We start from the raw sequence: 18,827 nt of genomic DNA on the forward strand, positions 1-18,827 counted from the left end.
GGCAACGGCCTGTTTTAATTGATAAGCGTAGTTTGTTTGGTGCCCAGCCTACCGGGCCCGCCACTACAGGATAGACTCAGGGCTGAACCTATCGATGCCGCGTCCGCTTGAACCTCAACACTCACCGGCCTTCTTTGTCCGCGGCCCCAGTCCGTTTGCCCGCCTTATTTTCTTTGCCGCTGTCTCACTCACGTTGATGGCCACAGACTCACGGCTGCATTACCTGGTAGAGGTACGCCAGGGTTTCAGCGCCTTGATGCATCCCCTGCAGGTGCTGGCCAATGCGCCGTCTGACCTGATGCACGATGCCAATGAATACCTGACCACGCACAGCACCCTGCTCAAGCAGAACAGCCGGTTGACCGAGCAGGCCCTGCTGCAAAGTGCAGAGCTGCAACGCTACCGCTCGCTGGAGCAAGAAAACGAACACCTGCGCAACCTGCTGGGTGCTGCTCGCATCTCGCCACAAAATGCGCGTTTGGGCGAGATATTGCATATCGGCCGCGACCCCTTCACCCATCGCGTCGTGATCAACCTTGGCAGCCGCCATGAGGTGATCGCCGGGCAGGCTGTGATTGATGCCGATGGCGTCATCGGGCAGGTCACCCGGGTCTACCCGTTTACCAGCGAAGTCACGTTGATTACCGACCGCGAACTCTCCGTGCCCATTCAGGTGGAACGCAACAGCTTGCGTGCCATTGCCTTTGGTCATGGTCGCGACACCATGCTGGACCTGCCTTACTTGCCCGCCAATGTGGATATCCGCAAAGGTGATCGACTGGTGACCTCGGGGATTGATGGCGTTTATCCCATGGGGCTGGCAGTAGCAGAAGTCGTCAAGGTGGAGCGCAACCCCAACTCGCCATTTGCGCATATCGTTTGCAAACCGCTGGCCGGCATCGAAAATCATAAACAGGTACTGCTGCTGGATATGCCGAAACCCGAGCCTGTGGTCAATCAGACAAAAAATACAGCGCCCGCCGCAACCCCCACTGGCAAAAAAGCGCCTGCCACCAAAAAACCTACGGCTCCCCAATAATCTGACATGCGCCCCAATCTCAGCACCATTTACCTGACTCTACTTGCGGCCCTGCTGTGCCAGCTTCTGCCCTGGTCGGGTGTGGCATTAATCATACGACCGGACTTTGTCCTGCTGGTCTTGCTGTACTGGCTCTTGCGTGCACCGCATCTATGCAATATTGGCACCGCCTGGTTCGCCGGGCTGGTCATTGATCTGGCGACGGGCGGCCTGTTTGGCCAAGCAGCGCTAGCCTATGCGCTCACCGCGTTCTTTGCCTTGAGCTATCAGCGCCGCCTTACCCTGTTCAATATCTGGCAACAAGCCGCCTATGTATTTGCCTTGCTGATTTTCAATCAGGGCACGCTGCTCATCCTCAAGATGTTTGCAGGCGGTGAAAGCCCGGGCTGGGGCTATTTCTACCCATGCATCACCGGCATCATGCTATGGCTGGCGGTGATCTTCACCCGGCTTGGCATTCAAGGCCACACGGATCAGGACTAAGCCGCGTTGAACTACCGCTCCGAGCTCCGCAACTACCAGCTGGAACAGCATAATTTCCGCCTGCGTCTGGCATTCATGGCCGTGCTGGTGCTGGTGTGCTTTGGCATTCTGGGTAGCCGCTTCTTCTTCTTGCAGATGATGAAGTACGACTATTTTCAGACCTTGGCCGAAAACAATCGCATCTCCCTGGTGCCTATCGTGCCCAATCGCGGGCTGATTCTGGATCGCAATGGCGTGATACTGGCGCACAACTTCTTTGCTTACACGCTGGAAATCACGCCATCCAAAGTCAAAAATGTAGAAGACACCATTAATGAAATCAGCGATTTCATTGAAGTCAGCGCTGCGGACCGCAAGCGTTTCAAAAAGCTGCGTGCGCAGAGCCACAATTTTGAGAGCGTGCCGATACGCACACATCTGAATGAGGTCGAAGCAGCGCGCTTTGCCGTTAACCGTTACCGCTTCCCCGGGGTTGAAATCCGTTCGCGCCTGTTCCGGCACTATCCAGAAAACAATCTGGGCGCACACATGATTGGCTATATTGGCCGAATCAACGATCGTGACTTGGCCGCCTTGTCTGAAGCCAACGAGTTATCCAATTACAAAGGTTCCGACCACATCGGCAAGAGTGGCCTGGAGCAATATTACGAGCGCCATCTGCATGGCACCACCGGTTTCCAGCAAGTGGAAATCGACGCCGACGGCCATGCCGTACGTGTATTGTCCAGCACGCCGCCGGTTCCCGGCGACAACCTCATCCTCAGCATAGACAGCAAACTGCAGCGCATAGGCGAAGAGGCCTTTGGCGATCACCGTGGCGCCCTCGTTGCCATCAACCCAAAAAATGGCGAAGTGCTGGCTTATGTCAGCCAGCCCACGTTTGACCCCAATCTGTTTGTAGACGGTATCGACAGCGAAAGCTGGAAAGCCCTCAACGACTCCATCGATAAGCCCTTGATCAATCGCCCCATGCGCGGGATTTACCCACCAGGCTCCACCTTCAAGCCGTTTGTGGCGCTGGCGGGGCTGGAGGCAGGCAAGCGCGAGCCTCCTTTCAGCATCAGCGATCCCGGTTATTTCATGTTGCCTGGCAGCTCACACCGCTACCGGGACTGGAAGCCAGGCGGCCATGGGCAGGTGGATGTGCAACGTGCCATTACCGTGTCATGCGATACGTTTTTTTATGGCTTGGCGCTGGATCTGGGCATTGAACGCCTGACCTCCTTTGTCAGCCACTTTGGGTTTGGCCGCAAGACAGACATCGACATGAAAGGTGAAATGAGCGGCCTGCTGCCCTCACCAGAGTGGAAATGGAAGCGCTGGAAGCAACGATGGTTCCCCGGCGAAACCGTGATTACGGGTATTGGTCAGGGCTACACGCTGGTAACCCCACTGCAACTGGCTCAGGCCACCGCCATCCTCGCCAACAAGGGGGTTGCCATGCGGCCGCGCCTGGTCAGCAATATTCAGGATGCTCGCAATGGCGTAACCACCCCCAACCCGGCAGTGGTCGTTGATCGCGTAGCACTTGACCCGCACCATGTGGAAATCGTGACACAGGGCATGGTCAACGTCACCTTGCCGGGGGGAACTGCCGCGAGCGTGGGGGCTGGCAGCCCGTACGCGATTGCCGCCAAGACAGGCACCGCGCAAGTCATCGGTATCAAGCAAAATGAAAAATACAACGAGAGCAAGATCAACGAGCGGCACCTGGATCACGCTCTGTTCATTGCCTATGCACCGGCCGATGACCCGACGATTGCCGTGGCCGTGATCGTGGAAAATGGTCGCCATGGCGGCACCACGGCGGGCCCGATAGCCCGCAAGATCATGGACTACTACCTGCTGGGCAAAGAGCCAGCGCCTCCGGCGCCTGCGGCTGGCGCAGCGGTGGTGAATAGTCCGGAACCCACGCACGAGGAAGAATTGCATGATTAGTCGCTTCGGCTCTTATGTCGTCAGGCATATCGACTCCTTCCTCATGGGCAGCCTGCTGTTTACCATGCTGGTGGGCTTGTTTGTGTTGTATAGCGCTTCCGGCCAGAATGTGGACCGCGTGCTGTCGCAAGCGGCCAATATGGGCGCAGCGCTTGCCATCATGTGGGTAGCCGCCAATATCGCCCCCCAGCATCTGGAGCGGCTGGCGTTGCCGCTTTATATCGCGGGCATGGTGTTGTTGGTTGGCGTATTCTTTTTCGGCGAAATCAGCCATGGTGCGCGGCGCTGGCTGCATATCGGCGTTGCGCGCATCCAGCCATCCGAACTCATGAAAATTGCCGTTCCCATGCTGCTGGCCTGGTATTTTTCCCGACGCGACAATACCCTGCGCCTGAGCAACCATGCCATTGGTGCTTTGCTGCTGGCGATTCCGGTCGCCTTCATCATGAAGCAGCCTGACCTTGGCACCTCGTTACTCATTGCCTCTTCCGGCTTTTATGTCTTGTTTCTCGCGGGCTTGAGCTGGCGGCTACTGATCGGGCTGGCGGTGTTTGCCGGCGTCATGGCGCCCATCTTCTGGACCATGCTGCATGACTATCAGCGCAAGCGTATTGAAATTCTGTTTGACCCTTACCAGGATCCGCTGGGGGCTGGCTATCACACCATCCAGGCGACCATTGCCCTGGGCTCTGGCGGCATGGCAGGCAAGGGCTGGCTGCATGGCACCCAGTCGCAGCTGGATTTTCTGCCGGAACGCACCACTGACTTCATCTTCGCCGTGTTCGGGGAAGAGTTTGGCCTGATGGGCAATCTGCTGCTGCTGTTACTGTTTACGTTGATCATTGGCCGTGGCATGGTGATCGCCGCACAAGCACAAAACATGTTCTGCCGCCTGCTGGCAGGCAGTATCACCCTTACCTTTTTTACCTATGTTTTCGTCAATATCGGCATGGTCAGCGGAATTTTACCGGTCGTTGGCGTTCCATTACCATTGATCAGCTACGGCGGCACCTCCTTGGTGACCCTGCTGCTGGGTTTTGGTATTTTGATGAGCATACACACCCATAAAAAACTGGTGACTTCCTGATGAGCCTACCTCGTTATCTGATTGCCCTCGCCATTCCACTCTGGTTAAGCGCCTGTGGCGGCAGTACCAGCGTCAAACCCGAAAGCGCAACACCCGGCGCCAGCAAGCCCGGGACCAGTACAACAACTGCGCCCAAGCGTGGCGGTTACTATCTGGATGATGGCCCTGGCGACAACCCTCCTGCCGATATCGATGCTATCCCGGATGCCGTGCCACGTGCCGAAGCCCTGTTGCCGCGTGCCAATCGCCCATACATTGCCTTGGGCGTATCGTACAAACCCATGACCGAATATCAGCCATACAAGCAGCGTGGAATTGCCTCCTGGTATGGCCGTCGCTATCACGGCCAGAAAACATCCAGTGGCGAAATCTACGATATGTACGGCATGACCGGCGCCCACACCACCTTGCCACTGCCCAGCTACGTGCGGGTCACCAACCCCGACAATGGCCGCTCGGTCATCGTGCGTATCAATGACCGCGGTCCATTTCACAGCGACCGCATCATTGATCTCTCCTACGCCGCGGCGTACAAGCTGCGCCTGAGTGAAAAAGGCAGCGGACTGGTGGACGTCGAAGCCATTGATACCCGCCCGGGGGCAAAACCCCTGCCATCCGTAGTGACCCCCACACCTGCCGTACCGACACCACCACCTAGCGCGCCAGTTGCCGATACGCCATTGCCACAGCCAATCACGGCCAATGCCTTGCCGCAAGTGGATAACACGGCCAGCATTGTCAGCGGGGACTACGTGCAGGTGGGCGCCTTCAAGTTACAGCCTAACGCAGAAGCATTAAGCAGCCGAATCAGGGAGCAAGGCTTGGCCGGCAATGTCGCCACCCAGAGCTGGTATAATAACGGCACCTATCGAGTGCTGCTGGGGCCATATAGCAGCCGGGCGGAAGCTGACCGCGCTGCAGCCAACATCAAGCAGACGCTGGGCACGACCGCCATCGTCATCCGCAAGTAATTTTCAAAGTAGGAAGCCATGTCTTATATCGCACGCATTTTTACCCTGGTTGCTGCTGTTTGCAGTTTCACCGTTCAGGCCGCCGAGATTCCTCCACCACCCTCGCTCGCCGTTAAATCTTATGTACTGCGCGATTTCAACAGCCAGTCCACCATCGCCCAGCAAGCAGGCGATGAGCGCGTAGAGCCCGCCTCACTAACGAAGCTGATGACGGCCTACCTTTCCTTCAAGGCAGTGAAAAATGGCCATCTGCAATTGACCCAAACCCTGCCGATCAGCGTCAAGGCCTGGAAGGTCGAAGGCTCCAAGATGTTTGTCGAGCCCAACCGTCCCGTGACGGTGGATGAACTGCTGCATGGCATGATCATCCAGTCTGGCAATGATGCTTCGATTGCGCTGGCTGAAGGCATTGCCATCAGCGAAGAAGCCTTTGCTGACCTCATGAACAAAGAAGCAGCGCGTCTGGGCATGAAGAATACCCATTTCATGAATGCCACCGGTCTGCCAGATCCGCAGCATTACACCACGGCGTATGACCTGTCGCTGTTGGCATCCGCATTGATCCGCGACTTCCCAGAAGATTACAAGCGGCTGTATTCGCAAAAGCAATACAGCTACAACAATATTACCCAGCCCAACCGCAACCGCCTGCTATGGCTGGACCCATATGTGGATGGCATGAAAACCGGCCATACCAAGACGGCGGGGTACTGCCTGATTTCTTCGGCCAAACGCGGCGAGACTCGACTGATCTCCGTCGTGCTTGGCACGCCATCGGATAGCGCCCGCGCCACCGAAAGCCAGAAACTGCTGAACTATGGCTTCCAGTTCTATGAATCACACCTGGTATACAAACGCGGCCAGCCGATCAACCAGCTCAAGGTCTGGAAAGGTCGGGAGAATGTAGTTGCTGCCACCGTCCCAGCTGACCTGTCGATCACTCTGCCCAAGGGCGAATATGCCCGTGTAAAAGCCAAGGTCACCAGCCGTCAACCCTTGATCGCGCCGATCAGCGCAGGCCAGGATGTCGGTACCATCGAGTTCTTCCTGGATGACAAGCTGATCGACAAGCGCACGCTGGTCGCTGCCAAGAATGTAGAAGTAGCAGGCCTGTTTGGTCGCCTGTGGGATACCATCAAACTCTGGTTTGCATGATCCATGTCGCAGATCGTGTACCTGAACGGCGCCTTCATGCCGATAGAAGAAGCCCGCATTCCGGTACTGGATCGCGGCTTCATCTTCGGCGATGGCGTGTATGAACTGATCCCGGTTTACTCACGCCATCCCTTTCGCCTGCAAGAGCATTTGCGCAGACTGAGTGCAAGCCTCAGCAGTCTGCGTATACCCAATCTTTACGATACCGCCACCTGGAGCCGCCATGTGGAAGAGCTCATAAAGCGCAATGAAGCGGAAGATCAGTCTATTTACATCCACGTGACACGTGGGCCTGCGCCGCGCGACCATGCCTTTCCTGCGCATGTGGAGCCCACCGTTTTCATGATGAGCAATCCGCTGATTACGCCGCCTGCCAGTCTGGTGGAAAGTGGTGCCGTTGCGATCAGCAGCCAGGATATCCGCTGGGATCATTGCGACATCAAGGCCATCTCCCTGTTACCCAATGTGTTGCTGCGCCAGATGGCAGTGGATGAGGGCGCGGTTGAAACCATTCTGTTCCGCGACGGCATGCTGACCGAAGGCGCTGCCAGCAATATCTTTGCCGTGGATAAAGGCGTGCTACTGGCGCCGCCTAAAGACCAGCACATGCTGCCTGGCATTACCTATGATTTGATTCTGGAATTGGCTGAGAGCGAAGGTATTCCAGTCGATATTGCGTATTTCCCTGAGGCACGCATTCGTGGCGCCGATGAATTGTGGATGACCTCATCGACCAAGGAAATCCTGCCCATCGTCCGGCTGGACAATACCCCCATTGCAAATGGTTTGCCTGGCCCCATATTCAAGCGCATGTATAAAGCGTATCAGCTTTATAAAAACCACATTATGCGTAGCACGGAGACACCCCATGGCTGATCAAGATACTCTGATTGAATTCCCTTGCGACTTCCCCATCAAGGTCATGGGAGAAACGCACGACACCTTTTCCGACACGGTAGTGGAGGTCATTCGGGTACATGTGCCTGAATTTGACGCCACCCGCGTTGAGATGCGCGCGAGCTCAGGCGGCCGCTATATCAGCCTGACATGCTATGTGTATGTGACATCCAAGCCACAGCTTGATGATATTTATCGCGCTCTGACCTCGCACCCAAGCGTCAAGGTCGTCCTGTAAGCATGCTCTTGCATATTCGCCGGCTCGGCTTGAGCGGGTATGAAGACACCTGGCATGCCATGCAGGACTTCACCGCTAGCCGCGACGCCGAAACGCCAGATGAACTCTGGCTCACCGAGCATGCCCCCATCTACACTCTGGGGCTGAACCGGCGCGATGCGACGCCGCCGCTGCGCGCCGACATCCCGCTGCTAGCAGTTGATCGCGGTGGCAAGATCACGTATCACGGCCCTGGCCAAGTGGTGATCTATCTGCTGCTCGATCTCGGCAGGCGCGGCTGGACGATACGCGATGTCGTCAATGCCATGGAGCAAAGCATCGTAGACTTGCTCGCGCAATACAACGTGACAGCCCATGCCCGCGCCGATGCCCCGGGGGTATATGTCGGCGAGGCCAAAATCGCCTCACTGGGCCTGCGCATCAAGCAGCAACGCTGCTATCACGGTCTGGCTTTGAATGTGGATATGGACCTGGGGCCCTTCAGCGCAATAGATCCTTGCGGCTATAAGGGCATGCCCGTCACGCAGATACGCGACCTGAGCCTGCCCCTTACCCCGCCCCAAACAGGTGAGCGCCTGCTGGCATTACTGGCAGAGAAGCTGGGGTATACTGAAAATGAACTCTTAAGAACCGAATCTCTATGAGCGATATCCTGGAAGTCACCCCGCCCCCCGCCATTCCTCCACGCAAGGTAGCGGGTGTCAAAGAAACCGGCGCGGCCAAAACAGCGCGTATTCCTATCAAAATTGTGCCGCAACCTGCCATGCGCAAACCGGAATGGATACGCATGAAAGTGCCGGATAGCGCGCGTTTTCAGGAGATCAAACAGGTATTGCGTGAGAACAATCTGCATACCGTATGCGAAGAGGCTTCCTGCCCTAATATCGGGGAATGCTTTAGCGGCGGAACCGCCACCTTCATGATTCTGGGCGATATCTGCACGCGCCGTTGCCCATTCTGCGATGTTGCGCATGGCAAGCCGCTCGCGCCAGACGTCAATGAACCAGAAAACCTGGGCCGTACCATTGCACAAATGCGTTTACGCTATGTGGTGATCACCAGCGTAGACCGCGATGACCTCAAGGATGGAGGCGCGCAGCATTTTGTCGATTGCATACAGGCAGTACGCGATCATTCCCCTACGATCCAGATCGAGATTCTGGTGCCAGATTTTCGCGGGCGCCTTGATCGTGCCATGCAGATTCTCACACAAGCCCCACCAGATGTGATGAATCATAATCTGGAGACAGTGCCGCGCTTGTACAAACAGGCACGCCCCGGTTCTGACTATCAAAACTCACTCGATTTGCTGAAAGCTTTCGGCGATAAACACCCGGACGTCCCGACCAAATCCGGCCTCATGCTTGGCTTGGGGGAAACAGACGATGAAATTCTTGAAGTCATGCAGGATTTGAGGAAGCATGGCGTGACCATGTTGACACTAGGGCAATACCTGCAACCAAGCCCACACCACCTCCCCGTGCTGCGCTTCGTGACGCCACAACGCTTTGCCCAGTTTGAGCAAGAAGCACTGGCCATGGGCTTCACCCATGCAGCATGCGGCCCCATGGTGCGCTCGTCCTACCACGCAGACCAACAAGCGCACGCAGCGGGTTTGTAAACCTGCGTGCAGGAAAGCTTAATTCCTCGTAAAGTGAACTCGCATTTCTTTGATTTTCTGGATGAGTTCTCTCATTTGAAACTCGTCCAGATGCGAATAACCAAGCAGTAATCCGGGCACTCTACCGCTATCGCCTGCATAGTGAATATTTTGAACCAGTTGAATGCCAGCCTTTTCTGCTTTGTCGGCTAAAAGCTGGGGCGTAATGTCCATTTTCAGGGTTAGCCAAAAAAACAGACCCGCTTCTGGCATGCGAAACGATACGAAGTCATCAAGTTCGTCTGTCAGCATGTTCGCTGTATGCAGACGTCGGATGTTGTAGATCCGGGATGCGCGACGCGCAATTCGATGAAACTCCCCCGTCTGGATAAGTTCTGTAATCGCGGACTGGCTGACCGGATCATCCACCTGCCCCATCAACTGGCGTTGCCGTGCACATTTGTCAATAAACTGGGGAGTGTTCGCGATGTAACCCACCTGCCTGTCCGCGGGCAAAATGCTGGGCAGTGCGCCTATGTAAATAATGCGCTTGCGCATATTGCCTGTGGCAACGGGAGCTACAGCAGGCCGATTGAAATAGAGCTGCTGCGAGTAATCAGAAGCAATGATGTGAAAGTTAAGCTCCTCAGCCAGCTTAAGTAGTCGCTTCCGACGTGAAACCGGCAATGAAACTGTCGTCGGGTATTGCACCTGATGGGTCACAAAAATCGCCTTGACCGGATGATGGCGGCATAACACTTCAACATCGTCATCCTTTACACCTGCCTCATCAATATCGGCAAACAGGATATGTGCCCCCAGGGACTCAAACACACTGAGCGCCTCGGATGGCGACCATCGTTCAAAAATGACGTAATCCCCTGGCGAGATCAGTGCGCGCGCACTGATGTAAATACTCTGCTGCAAACCACGGGTAAGACAAAGATTCTCCACGCCCACATTGAATCCGCACTCATCATGCAACAAGGATGCGACCGCCTCTCGAAATACGGCCTGCCCTTTGTAATCCGGCGTATCCATATTGGATGCGCGCGCCACTTTTGCCATCGCGCGCTTGGATGCGCGTACATATTTGTCATAGGGAATAACCCGTTTATCGGGCAAGCCTTCACTCAATAGCAACATGTACTTTTGAGGTAACAACGGAGGGATGGAATTGCCATGAGAAGAAAACGCCAGCTCTGGCTCAGGCACTTCAAGCAATTTGGTTTTGGCCGGGTATGGGAGCGCTTCGGAAACAAAGGTACCGCGACGATGCTGGGTAGTGAGCCAGCCTTGGGCAATCAGTTCATCGTATGAAAGCACGATGGTTTTACGATTGACGTTAAGCATGGCAGCCAGCTCGCGGCTGCCGGGCATGACGGTACGCGGTTGCAAACGGCCTTGGCGGATTTTCTCGATGATCTGCTCAGCGATCTGCAAGTAAAGTGCAGTCCCGGGCTCAAACGGCCTGAAGTCAATATTCAGGTTCCAAGTGCGCCGCATTTCGGGGGCAACAGACGGCATCATGCGGGGCATGCCTTTTGCACCTTGAGATGATCAGGATTGATCAGATTTACAACATCCAGCATGGGAAATTTCAATGAGAAGTCAGCTTATGAATTGTCGCTCATTGTGGGCCGTTATAAATGTAGCAATTTGTATATAAAATGTTACAATTTGTACTCGATTGCCACCTTGTTATTACAGGGCAGATCACACCCATCCCTCGTCGAAGCCCAGCCTGATAACCTTGTCAGGGGAACTCGACTTCACTGAATGCCGCCACTACAGTCAATTCACCGACCCTGGACCATGTGATTCACATCACACTGGACCATCTGGACCCTAAAAGTTATTTCATCTGGCTCACGCCATCCATTTTACGTTTCGTTACAGTCGTCCGCTTCAAACCTTAATTCTCGTTACATATTTGAGGTTTGGTCAGAAAAAGGGGCTCAAGCCCATTCCCCCAGCTATGGTGGCGTAAGACTTAAACAATGGAGATTTTAAAGATGAGCAAGATGAAATTAGCTCTGGGTGCAGTGATCGGCATGTCCGTCGCTTTACCTATGATGGCTTCTGCTGCACCAGACCAGGAAGCGGCAATGGCTAACCCGGCAAACTGGGCTGGTCCTCGTGGTCAATACAATGGTCAGGGCTACAGCGCACTGAACCAGATCAACAAATCCAACATCAAGAATTTGAAGTCCGCATGGACCTTCTCTACGGGTGTTAACCGTGGTCACGAAGGCTCCCCCCTGGTGATCAATGGTGTGATGTATGTACACACTGCGTTCCCGAACAACGTTTACGCGCTGGACCTGAACGACGACCAGAAGATCCTCTGGACCTACTTCCCAAAGCAAGACCCCTCCGTACAAGCTGTGTTGTGCTGCGATAACGTCAGCCGCGGCCTGGGCTTTGGCGATGGCAAGATCTTCTTGCAACAGAATGACGGCATGCTGGTTGCCCTGGATGCCAAGACTGGTGCCAAGGTTTGGGACGTGAAGAACACCGATCCGAAGCTGGGTGCCAGCAACACCAATGCACCTCACGTATTCAAGGACAAGGTTCTGACCGGTTGTTCCGGTGGTGAATTCGGCGTGCGTTGCTTCCTGGTCGCTTACAATCTGAAAGATGGTTCGCTGGCATGGAAGGCCTACTCCACTGGCCCTGACAGCGAAGTGCTGATTGGTGAAGACTTCAACAAGGCTAACCCACACTACAGCGCCCTGTCTGTTTACCAAGACGTAAACGGTGGCAACAAGGAAGGTGGCTCGTTCAAGGCACTGACCAAAGACCAGCTGAAATTCCCGGAAAAAGAACTGGGCACCCGCACTTGGCTGAAGCCACAAGCCACCAAGAATGGCTGGGAACACGGCGGCGGTTCCGTATGGGGCTGGTTCTCTTATGATCCCAAGTTGAACCTGGTGTACTACGGTACTGGTAACCCATCTGTTTGGAACCCAGACGTACGTCCTGGTGACAACAAGTGGTCCATGACCCTGTTTGCACGTGATTTGAATACCGGTATCGCCAAGTGGGGTTACCAGATGACGCCTCACGACGAATGGGATTATGACGGCATCAACGAAGTTGTTCTGTTCGACAAGGGCGACAAGAAATACGCCTTCCATACCGATCGTAACGGTTTCAACTACACCCTGGACCGCACCAACGGCACTCTGCTGGTGGCTGAGAAGGCTCACCCCTTCATCAACTGGGCAACCAAAGTTGACCTAAAGTCCGGCGTGCCACAAAAAGACGCCCGCTACTCGACTCACGAAGACTACAACGCCAAGGGCATCTGCCCAGCAGCGCTGGGTGTCAAGGACCAACAGCCTATGGCTTACTCGCCACGCACTGGTCTGATGTACATCCCATTGAACCACGTTTGCATGACCTACGAGCCCGTGGAATCCAAGTACGTGGCTGGTCAGCCATGGGTAGGTGCAAGCCTGACCATGTTTGCTGGTCCTGATGGCGTGATGGGTGGTTTTGAAGCCTGGGATCCATTGAAGGGTAAAGCAGTTTGGTATAACAAAGAGAAGTTCTCCTCATGGGGCGGCGTGCTGACGACAGCATCTGACCTCGTGTTCTACGGCACTCTGGAACGTGACTTCAAGGCAGTGGATGCGTTAACCGGCAAGCTGCTGTGGAAGTTCCAAGTGGGCTCTGGTGTGATCGGCAATGCCTTCACCTACAGCAGCAAGGGCAAGCAATACGTTGGCGTACTGTCCGGTATCGGCGGTTGGGCAGGTGTTGCGATGAACCTGGGCCTGGATAACGACTCCGATGCACTGGGTGCAGCGGGTGGTTACAAGGAACTGACCAAGTACAACGCAGCTCCTGGCGGCGGTGCACTGAACGTGTTCAGCTTGTAATCAAGCTGCTCTTTCAATTGCCTGGCAACAGGCATTGATAAATAAAAACCCGCCTCAGATTGAGGCGGGTTTTTTTATGGCTTCGAGCTGCAAAGCCCGATTGCTTCAGTTGGGCTGTGTCAGCCACTCCGACACCGCGCGCTTTTCATCACATGAGAGCTTTACTTCAGCATTATCGGTAGAGGCTACCCAGTCCTTGGGAATGTAGTGATGTTGGCCCTGCTCATCCTTGGTGAGCTTGATCAGGTTGGTGCCTTCAAGGCCATCAACGGTACCCACTTTGGTGTTCTGGGCGGAAAGCACCGGCATGCCGGGCAAAATAGCGTGAGAAACTGACATATCAAAACCTCCATATCGTCTAAAAATCATCTGGTAAATAATGCTGTTGCATACGGACATGCAAACCATGAATTCACAATGACAGATCAGACGCATGCTCAGCGAGAGAGTGAGGTCCTATACTGCTGTAGGACTTTGTTAGCCCGTCATGCCCGATTTAGATTTTCCTACAGCACAATAAGAAATCCCTTGATGTTGCCGGTGGCGCTTAGCTTTCACGATACATCCTTGCACAGTCAACACATCCCATAACTCAAGACTTCAAGGAGATCATCATGAAAACCAATATCTACGGAAAATACCTCGGCCTTGGCATCCTGCTCGCCTGCCTGCAAACACCATTGGCCTTTGCCGGAGGCACCAACAGTGGCTCGAATACCAACGCCACCCCGGGCGATAACAGCACCTCCACATCGACCCCAGCCGACGGCAGTGGCAGCCAGCGCAAGGGCACCCACCAGCCAGAAAAAACACAAACACCCAAGCGTTCGGATGAACTGAATTCAAACCGCGCAGGGACAGGGACAGGCAGCAGTTCTGGCAGTGGCAGCAGCTCGTCTGGCAGTTCCAGTGGTTCAGGCAGCAGCTCTGGCTCGCATTAAGCAAGCTCTTGACGCCTGCAGGGTTCCTGGCGGGCGGCGGTCAACCATTCAGCTAATCTCATTTCAGGAGAATTTCGTATGGGTTTGTTCTACATAAGCGCGTGGGATAAATCCGCCCATCGTGACACCCCTATCTGGGAACATTCACTGTCCGCCAAGGATATTGATGAAGCGTATCGCATAGGCAAGGCGCAATTTCAAACCGAACGGCCCGAGCTGGATTTGCGCCAGTTTCGATTCGAGGCTTCGTGGGGTTCAGTTGAAAAGTAATAGCGGATATATGGAGATATCTAGCGCCTGATCAGGCGTCGATATATCCCCATTGCCGCAAAAGGTCCAGCTGCCCATTCACCAGGCGCTGGCCTATATCGTTGCGGTAACGCACATTCGGCACGATCACCTTGCCCGCCAACGCATAGGCATTGGCACTTGCTTCCTGCACCGTCGAACCGGTGCCGGTAGCCACCCCAATATAACCAATCACCCCACTGGTCACCAGGTAGTCTCCTACCTGCTCCACTTCTGCCAGAAAAACGCGCTGGCGCTCTGCATCGCTGATATCTGGATGAAAAAGCACCGGCATGCCTTTGGCAAGATGATCGTAACCATAGGCATAAGGGAAAGGCGGCACGGTAAGCACGACACCGCTGGCAAACCCTGGCGCAGTTGCGAAAGTGGTGGAATCGCGATCCAGCATTGTCTTGAACATGTTGGCCCAGGACTGGCGATGCAAGGCACTGCAGATGGCAAAGCCGGGGTAGCCAAAGCGGCTGGTGAACTCCAGCGGCCAGATATGCGCTTCATTCACGATCATGTTGAGATTGATATAACCGCAATATCCCCCGGCCGCCAATGCGTCTTCCAGATGCGCCAAAGTACGCTGAAAAAGCGACTGCCCACCCGTGTAAGTGACTACTGTGCCCATCTCACCGGTCAACTCGCCGAGGTCGCCGGGGAAGAAATGTTTGTGCTCCCAATCGAGACACACCGGCGACAAAAAACGGGTGCCATTGAAATAAGCACCTATGCCCATCTCAATGCCTTGCACATGTTCCATCAGCATGAAGTCCACGGGGGAAGTGTCGGTGGTGGGTGAGTGCTGGCGATAAAAATCCAGCAGCGCGATGACATCACTGCCATCAGCCAGGGTACCGACAAAATTACGTGTGCGCTCACTATCGGCACCATTGCTCTTATACACATAGCGGGCAGGGTGATTCTCGATAAAGCGAATCGCCGCCTCTATATCGTAAAAACGCTCGCAACGTGCCACTTCCAGCCCCATGTCCTGCATGACCTGCTGGCCAAACAGGCGGTCCCCTTCCAGGCGATCACCATAAGCACTACCGCCAATGACATGGAATCCATCGCGCCGCAGTGCATCCTGCCATTCGCCTTTGGTCGCCGACTCAAACACGATACAACCATCTTCGCCTGCTGCGCGCACCCACCCCAATTCTGCTTGCCAGTCATCGGTAAATTGCAAGAGGCCGCGATGGATGCGGCGATAAGCCTCATCCTCCACCCATACGCGTACCTCATGCCCTTCCTGCGCCAGACGACTGTACATGGCAGCGAGGTCGCCATACTCGCCTATCCCCAATATGCGCATGGCGGCTATGCCTCGCGCTCGAGCATGAGCACCACGGCAGCAATGCGGTCGGCAATGTCATACGGGGGAAGGTCCAGCTCCTCCCCAAAAATATCCGGGTCAATTTCCGTGTAATCCCAGGTAAAACCAGGCTGGTTTTGCAGGCGAGCCCCCACTTCTGCAAGAAAAGGATCGGCCCCGTCCACCATGGCAACGCCGGTATAGAGCACCAGGGCGCCCCCGGGGGCAAGACGTGCCATGGCGGCATCGACCATGCTCAAGGAAAGCTCGGCGCCCAGCGCCCCTCCGCCATGGCGGTAACTGCGCTGGGCGGCATCTACCAGATACGGTGGATTGGCGATAATGAGATCAAACTCGCCTTGCACATCGTGCAATAAATCACTGTGCAGCATCTGCACATGATGGCAGCCATTCGCCATGGCATTGACTCTTGCCAGCGCCAACGCATGCGGGTTGATATCCACGCCCAGCACCTCGGCATCAGGGAACAAACTGGCCAACGCAATCGCTCCCACTCCACTGCCGGTTCCGATGTCCACGGCCCGCCGCACCTTGGGCCGTGTGCTCTCGGCATAGTGCTGCACAGCCCGGACAAAGCGGTAAGTATCCGGGCCAAAAAATACCGACGAGGCCTCCAGGGTCGGGTAGGCCGAATGCAGAAAAAGCTGTCCGTTTAAAGACGCCACCCGCACCTTGCTGCGCCAGCCCATTTCCACGGGTTGCAGCACATCGCCAGCCTGCATCAGCCCAAACATCGGCTCGCCTGCGACATCCGCATGGAAGGGGCGCCCCCAGCCAACGATATCGCGCACGGTCTTAGCCCAGCCCTGGGCATCGCGCTTGTATATACGTGCATGACTCAAGGGGGTGATGGCGACATGCTGGTAATTCACATGCCGCAGATAAGTGAGCAAATCCACCAACGCAGTCGCCTGCTCCGGAGAAAGCATCTGCTCTGGGGTGATCTGCTCTGCCTGGTTATCAGGGTTCAATGCGGGGCCTCTGCTTTCAGTATGACGATCAAACAGCGCCCTGCCCCATTTCTGAAACGTCAGTGGAACTTCAGGCGCTGACCTATTGATGACTCAGCTTAACAAAAGCCACTGGCACCGTCTGTAAGCCGCGTCTGACAGCAATCTCGGAGCCGGGCGGATAAGCAGATGAGTCGACTCCGCCCATACTTTTTCGCATCAAAGAGAAGGAACTAAGATGCCCGGAGACCCAAGATTATTTGACGAGGAAGCGGCTACCCCCCCTGCGCCGTTTGAAGCGCCCCTCGTCATCAAAACGCTGTATTTTGATTTGCTTAACCCCGACTTGCCAGCAGAGCGGCATGTAGAAGCTTCGCGCCAGGCGCATGCCTTTCTGACCCGGCAACTCGCACAGATCGATGTGTCGTCCATGGATTCGGACCCCGACTTGCGCGATGCCATTCTCGCAGATTCGCCTCATGCCTTGCATGCCTGGATACAAACCAATGCGCAGGCCACCGGCCGCCAGTATCAGGAATACCTGGAAGGTCGCAAACGGGGCGAGCCACGACGCTATTTTTCATGTAAATCGCATGCGCTGAATTTTCTATTGCAGGTAGCACCCACCAAGATGGTGGACGGTGCCTGGCTCTATGGCCTCACTCGGCAGTGGGATGACCCGCGCTATGCGTCGCTGATCAAGACCTATCTGGAAGAGCTGGGCGAAGGTCGCAGCGACAAAAACCATGTGGTGCTCTACCAGCAACTGTTGCGCCGCTATGACCTCGATACCGAATGGCATGGCCTGGATGACGGCCATTTTCTGCAAGGGCTGACGCAGCTGGCACTGGGACATCATGCAGAAAGCTTCCTGCCAGAGGTGATCGGCTTCAACCTGGCCTATGAGCAATTGCCGCTCCATCTCTTGATCACCACGCACGAGCTGGAAGAGCTCAACATCGACCCCTACTATTTCATGCTGCATGTGACGGTGGATAACGCCATGACCGGCCATGCCATGCGCGCCGCCTGGGCCGTGTTTGAAGCCTTGCCCAGACGCCAGCAACGCCAGGCATTCATGGTGCGCATGCTGCGCGGCATGGCGCTTAACTCAGTGGGGCTGGCAACCCCCGCGCTGATCAAGCAGTTTGATCCCGAAACCGAGATAACCAACGTGTTCCGCAAAAAAGCCTCGGTGGGAAAATTCATGCACGCAAGCCAGTGCAAACTCGGCGCTTACAGCATCAATGAATGGCTATCTGACCCGCAAAAAATCCCTCAGCTGCTGCATGCGCTGGTAGAGGCGGGATGGATGACGCGAAACCAGGACCCGGCGCAATCCCGCTTCTGGAAATTGGTGGAAGGGGAGCATGCCAGCATGTTTGGGGTATTCACCCCTTATGAAAAACAGCTGATGTATGACTGGATGGCCGGAGATGCGCTGGATTCCCTGCCGCGACAAGCCAGGCTGGGCGAGCATTGGCGCAAAAGAGGAATGACAGACAGTAGCGGCCACCCGGCGGAAACCTCATTTGCCACCTTGCAGTCACTCATAGAGCCCGCCTTGCTCACCCAACCCAGTCGGCAAATGCACAAGATGGCCAAATGGCTGGCGCCGGGGCAACACCACACCTCCGCCGGGCTGGCCGCCACGCGCCTTTACATGCAGCAGACGGGCATGAGTTAAATGAGTTAAGCCGATTAAACAAAGTCCGTGTTCATGTGTATTGCACAGCGGGCTGGTTCTGATGTTCTCAGACAATCAAGACACCCACGCTCATCATTATGGAAGTGAGCTCCATGGTTAGATGCCGCATTTGACGCATCCATCACATGCGGTTTCTTTTGCCATAAGCGAAGGCCCCGCCCATAAAAGTGGCCTCAAACTATCCTTACAGACTTTTCCAATTTCCTCCTACAGCCCTTCTTCGCCTCACCCCTTAGGCTACAAGTGCAAGCCCTGCGGCCTGATTCAGGCGATGGATGGCGCGCTTATGTTGATACCCGC

The 18,827-nt window shown here is 55.3% G+C and carries 18 protein-coding genes; 14 read left to right on the forward strand and 4 right to left on the reverse strand.

All coding sequences use genetic code 11. The features are described from left to right. Positions 1–94: 94 nt before the first annotated feature. From mreC to lipA, 10 genes are read left to right on the forward strand one after another with little or no spacing between them, the layout of a single operon-like run. The gene (gene mreC, locus LG204_RS00495) at positions 95–1,039 is read left to right on the forward strand and encodes a rod shape-determining protein MreC (protein ID WP_230335435.1); all 945 of its coding nucleotides are present in this window, start codon (positions 95–97) and stop codon (positions 1,037–1,039) included. 6 nt (positions 1,040–1,045) lie between these two features. Continuing rightward, a complete protein-coding gene (gene mreD / locus LG204_RS00500) occupies positions 1,046–1,522 on the forward strand; it encodes a rod shape-determining protein MreD (RefSeq protein WP_230335436.1) in 477 nt (158 codons plus the stop codon). Positions 1,523–1,528: 6 nt separating this feature from the next. After that, positions 1,529–3,460, forward strand: a complete 1,932-nt coding sequence (mrdA, locus tag LG204_RS00505; protein ID WP_230335437.1) for a penicillin-binding protein 2 — start codon at positions 1,529–1,531, stop codon at positions 3,458–3,460. Further along, the gene (gene rodA / locus LG204_RS00510; RefSeq protein ID WP_230335438.1) at positions 3,453–4,547 is read left to right on the forward strand and encodes a rod shape-determining protein RodA; all 1,095 of its coding nucleotides are present in this window, start codon (positions 3,453–3,455) and stop codon (positions 4,545–4,547) included. The genes mrdA and rodA overlap by 8 nt, the downstream gene beginning before the upstream one ends. Further along, positions 4,547–5,518: a septal ring lytic transglycosylase RlpA family protein gene (locus LG204_RS00515; protein WP_230335439.1), complete on the forward strand. Its 972-nt coding sequence runs from the start codon at positions 4,547–4,549 to the stop codon at positions 5,516–5,518. The genes rodA and LG204_RS00515 overlap by 1 nt, the downstream gene beginning before the upstream one ends. Positions 5,519–5,536: 18 nt before the next feature. Continuing rightward, positions 5,537–6,673 carry a D-alanyl-D-alanine carboxypeptidase family protein gene (locus tag LG204_RS00520; protein WP_230335440.1) on the forward strand — a complete coding sequence of 379 codons (1,137 nt, stop codon included), beginning with the start codon at positions 5,537–5,539 and terminating at the stop codon, positions 6,671–6,673. Positions 6,674–6,676: 3 nt separating this feature from the next. Continuing rightward, the gene (locus LG204_RS00525; RefSeq protein WP_230335441.1) at positions 6,677–7,549 is read left to right on the forward strand and encodes a D-amino acid aminotransferase; all 873 of its coding nucleotides are present in this window, start codon (positions 6,677–6,679) and stop codon (positions 7,547–7,549) included. Continuing rightward, positions 7,542–7,808, forward strand: coding sequence for an HP0495 family protein (locus LG204_RS00530; protein ID WP_230335442.1), 267 nt, complete (start codon positions 7,542–7,544; stop codon positions 7,806–7,808). The genes LG204_RS00525 and LG204_RS00530 overlap by 8 nt, the downstream gene beginning before the upstream one ends. Before the next feature lie 2 nt (positions 7,809–7,810). Next, positions 7,811–8,452, forward strand: coding sequence for a lipoyl(octanoyl) transferase LipB (gene lipB, locus LG204_RS00535; protein ID WP_230335443.1), 642 nt, complete (start codon positions 7,811–7,813; stop codon positions 8,450–8,452). Next, entirely contained in the window at positions 8,449–9,429 is a 981-nt protein-coding gene (gene lipA, locus LG204_RS00540; protein ID WP_230335444.1) for a lipoyl synthase, read from the forward strand. Before lipB ends, lipA begins: the two co-directional genes overlap by 4 nt. Positions 9,430–9,447: 18 nt before the next feature. Here the strand turns inward: lipA and LG204_RS00545 are convergent, their stop codons facing one another. Then, positions 9,448–10,938, reverse strand: a complete 1,491-nt coding sequence (locus LG204_RS00545) for an aminotransferase-like domain-containing protein (RefSeq protein ID WP_230335445.1) — start codon at positions 10,936–10,938, stop codon at positions 9,448–9,450. A 485-nt stretch (positions 10,939–11,423) separates the two neighbouring features. Here LG204_RS00545 and LG204_RS00550 point away from each other — a divergent pair, with 485 nt between their 5' ends. Then, positions 11,424–13,295, forward strand: coding sequence for a methanol/ethanol family PQQ-dependent dehydrogenase (locus LG204_RS00550; RefSeq protein ID WP_230335446.1), 1,872 nt, complete (start codon positions 11,424–11,426; stop codon positions 13,293–13,295). 105 nt (positions 13,296–13,400) lie between these two features. Here LG204_RS00550 and LG204_RS00555 read toward each other — a convergent pair whose 3' ends face one another. Beyond that, a complete protein-coding gene (locus LG204_RS00555; RefSeq protein ID WP_013443261.1) occupies positions 13,401–13,634 on the reverse strand; it encodes a DUF2171 domain-containing protein in 234 nt (77 codons plus the stop codon). Between the two features lie 275 nt (positions 13,635–13,909). Here LG204_RS00555 and LG204_RS00560 point away from each other — a divergent pair, with 275 nt between their 5' ends. Further along, on the forward strand, positions 13,910–14,236 hold the full coding sequence (locus LG204_RS00560) for a hypothetical protein (RefSeq protein WP_230335447.1): 327 nt from the start codon (positions 13,910–13,912) through the stop codon (positions 14,234–14,236). 78 nt (positions 14,237–14,314) lie between these two features. Next, positions 14,315–14,506 carry a hypothetical protein gene (locus tag LG204_RS00565; RefSeq protein ID WP_230335448.1) on the forward strand — a complete coding sequence of 64 codons (192 nt, stop codon included), beginning with the start codon at positions 14,315–14,317 and terminating at the stop codon, positions 14,504–14,506. A 31-nt stretch (positions 14,507–14,537) separates the two neighbouring features. Here LG204_RS00565 and LG204_RS00570 read toward each other — a convergent pair whose 3' ends face one another. Together LG204_RS00570 and LG204_RS00575 are read right to left on the reverse strand one after the other, a co-directional pair. Next, positions 14,538–15,848, reverse strand: a complete 1,311-nt coding sequence (locus tag LG204_RS00570; protein WP_230335449.1) for a phosphoribosylamine--glycine ligase — start codon at positions 15,846–15,848, stop codon at positions 14,538–14,540. A 5-nt stretch (positions 15,849–15,853) separates the two neighbouring features. Continuing rightward, positions 15,854–16,840 carry a methyltransferase gene (locus LG204_RS00575; RefSeq protein ID WP_230335450.1) on the reverse strand — a complete coding sequence of 329 codons (987 nt, stop codon included), beginning with the start codon at positions 16,838–16,840 and terminating at the stop codon, positions 15,854–15,856. Positions 16,841–17,057: 217 nt separating this feature from the next. Here LG204_RS00575 and LG204_RS00580 point away from each other — a divergent pair, with 217 nt between their 5' ends. Beyond that, the gene (locus tag LG204_RS00580) at positions 17,058–18,506 is read left to right on the forward strand and encodes an iron-containing redox enzyme family protein (protein ID WP_230335451.1); all 1,449 of its coding nucleotides are present in this window, start codon (positions 17,058–17,060) and stop codon (positions 18,504–18,506) included. Positions 18,507–18,827: the final 321 nt, after the last annotated feature.

Source organism: Methylovorus menthalis (assembly GCF_020523625.1).
In the GTDB taxonomy this organism is placed as follows: Bacteria; Pseudomonadota; Gammaproteobacteria; order Burkholderiales; family Methylophilaceae; genus Methylovorus; species Methylovorus menthalis.

Coding starts and splice junctions, on each gene's coding strand:
- mreC (WP_230335435.1), top strand. CDS start 95: ATGCCGCGTCCGCTTGAACCTCAACACTCACCGGCCTTCTTTGTCCGC.
- mreD (WP_230335436.1), top strand. CDS start 1,046: ATGCGCCCCAATCTCAGCACCATTTACCTGACTCTACTTGCGGCCCTG.
- rodA (WP_230335438.1), top strand. CDS start 3,453: ATGATTAGTCGCTTCGGCTCTTATGTCGTCAGGCATATCGACTCCTTC.
- LG204_RS00515 (WP_230335439.1), top strand. CDS start 4,547: ATGAGCCTACCTCGTTATCTGATTGCCCTCGCCATTCCACTCTGGTTA.
- LG204_RS00520 (WP_230335440.1), top strand. CDS start 5,537: ATGTCTTATATCGCACGCATTTTTACCCTGGTTGCTGCTGTTTGCAGT.
- LG204_RS00525 (WP_230335441.1), top strand. CDS start 6,677: ATGTCGCAGATCGTGTACCTGAACGGCGCCTTCATGCCGATAGAAGAA.
- LG204_RS00530 (WP_230335442.1), top strand. CDS start 7,542: ATGGCTGATCAAGATACTCTGATTGAATTCCCTTGCGACTTCCCCATC.
- lipB (WP_230335443.1), top strand. CDS start 7,811: ATGCTCTTGCATATTCGCCGGCTCGGCTTGAGCGGGTATGAAGACACC.
- lipA (WP_230335444.1), top strand. CDS start 8,449: ATGAGCGATATCCTGGAAGTCACCCCGCCCCCCGCCATTCCTCCACGC.
- LG204_RS00545 (WP_230335445.1), bottom strand. CDS start 10,938: ATGATGCCGTCTGTTGCCCCCGAAATGCGGCGCACTTGGAACCTGAAT.
- LG204_RS00550 (WP_230335446.1), top strand. CDS start 11,424: ATGAGCAAGATGAAATTAGCTCTGGGTGCAGTGATCGGCATGTCCGTC.
- LG204_RS00555 (WP_013443261.1), bottom strand. CDS start 13,634: ATGTCAGTTTCTCACGCTATTTTGCCCGGCATGCCGGTGCTTTCCGCC.
- LG204_RS00560 (WP_230335447.1), top strand. CDS start 13,910: ATGAAAACCAATATCTACGGAAAATACCTCGGCCTTGGCATCCTGCTC.
- LG204_RS00565 (WP_230335448.1), top strand. CDS start 14,315: ATGGGTTTGTTCTACATAAGCGCGTGGGATAAATCCGCCCATCGTGAC.
- LG204_RS00570 (WP_230335449.1), bottom strand. CDS start 15,848: ATGCGCATATTGGGGATAGGCGAGTATGGCGACCTCGCTGCCATGTAC.
- LG204_RS00580 (WP_230335451.1), top strand. CDS start 17,058: ATGCCCGGAGACCCAAGATTATTTGACGAGGAAGCGGCTACCCCCCCT.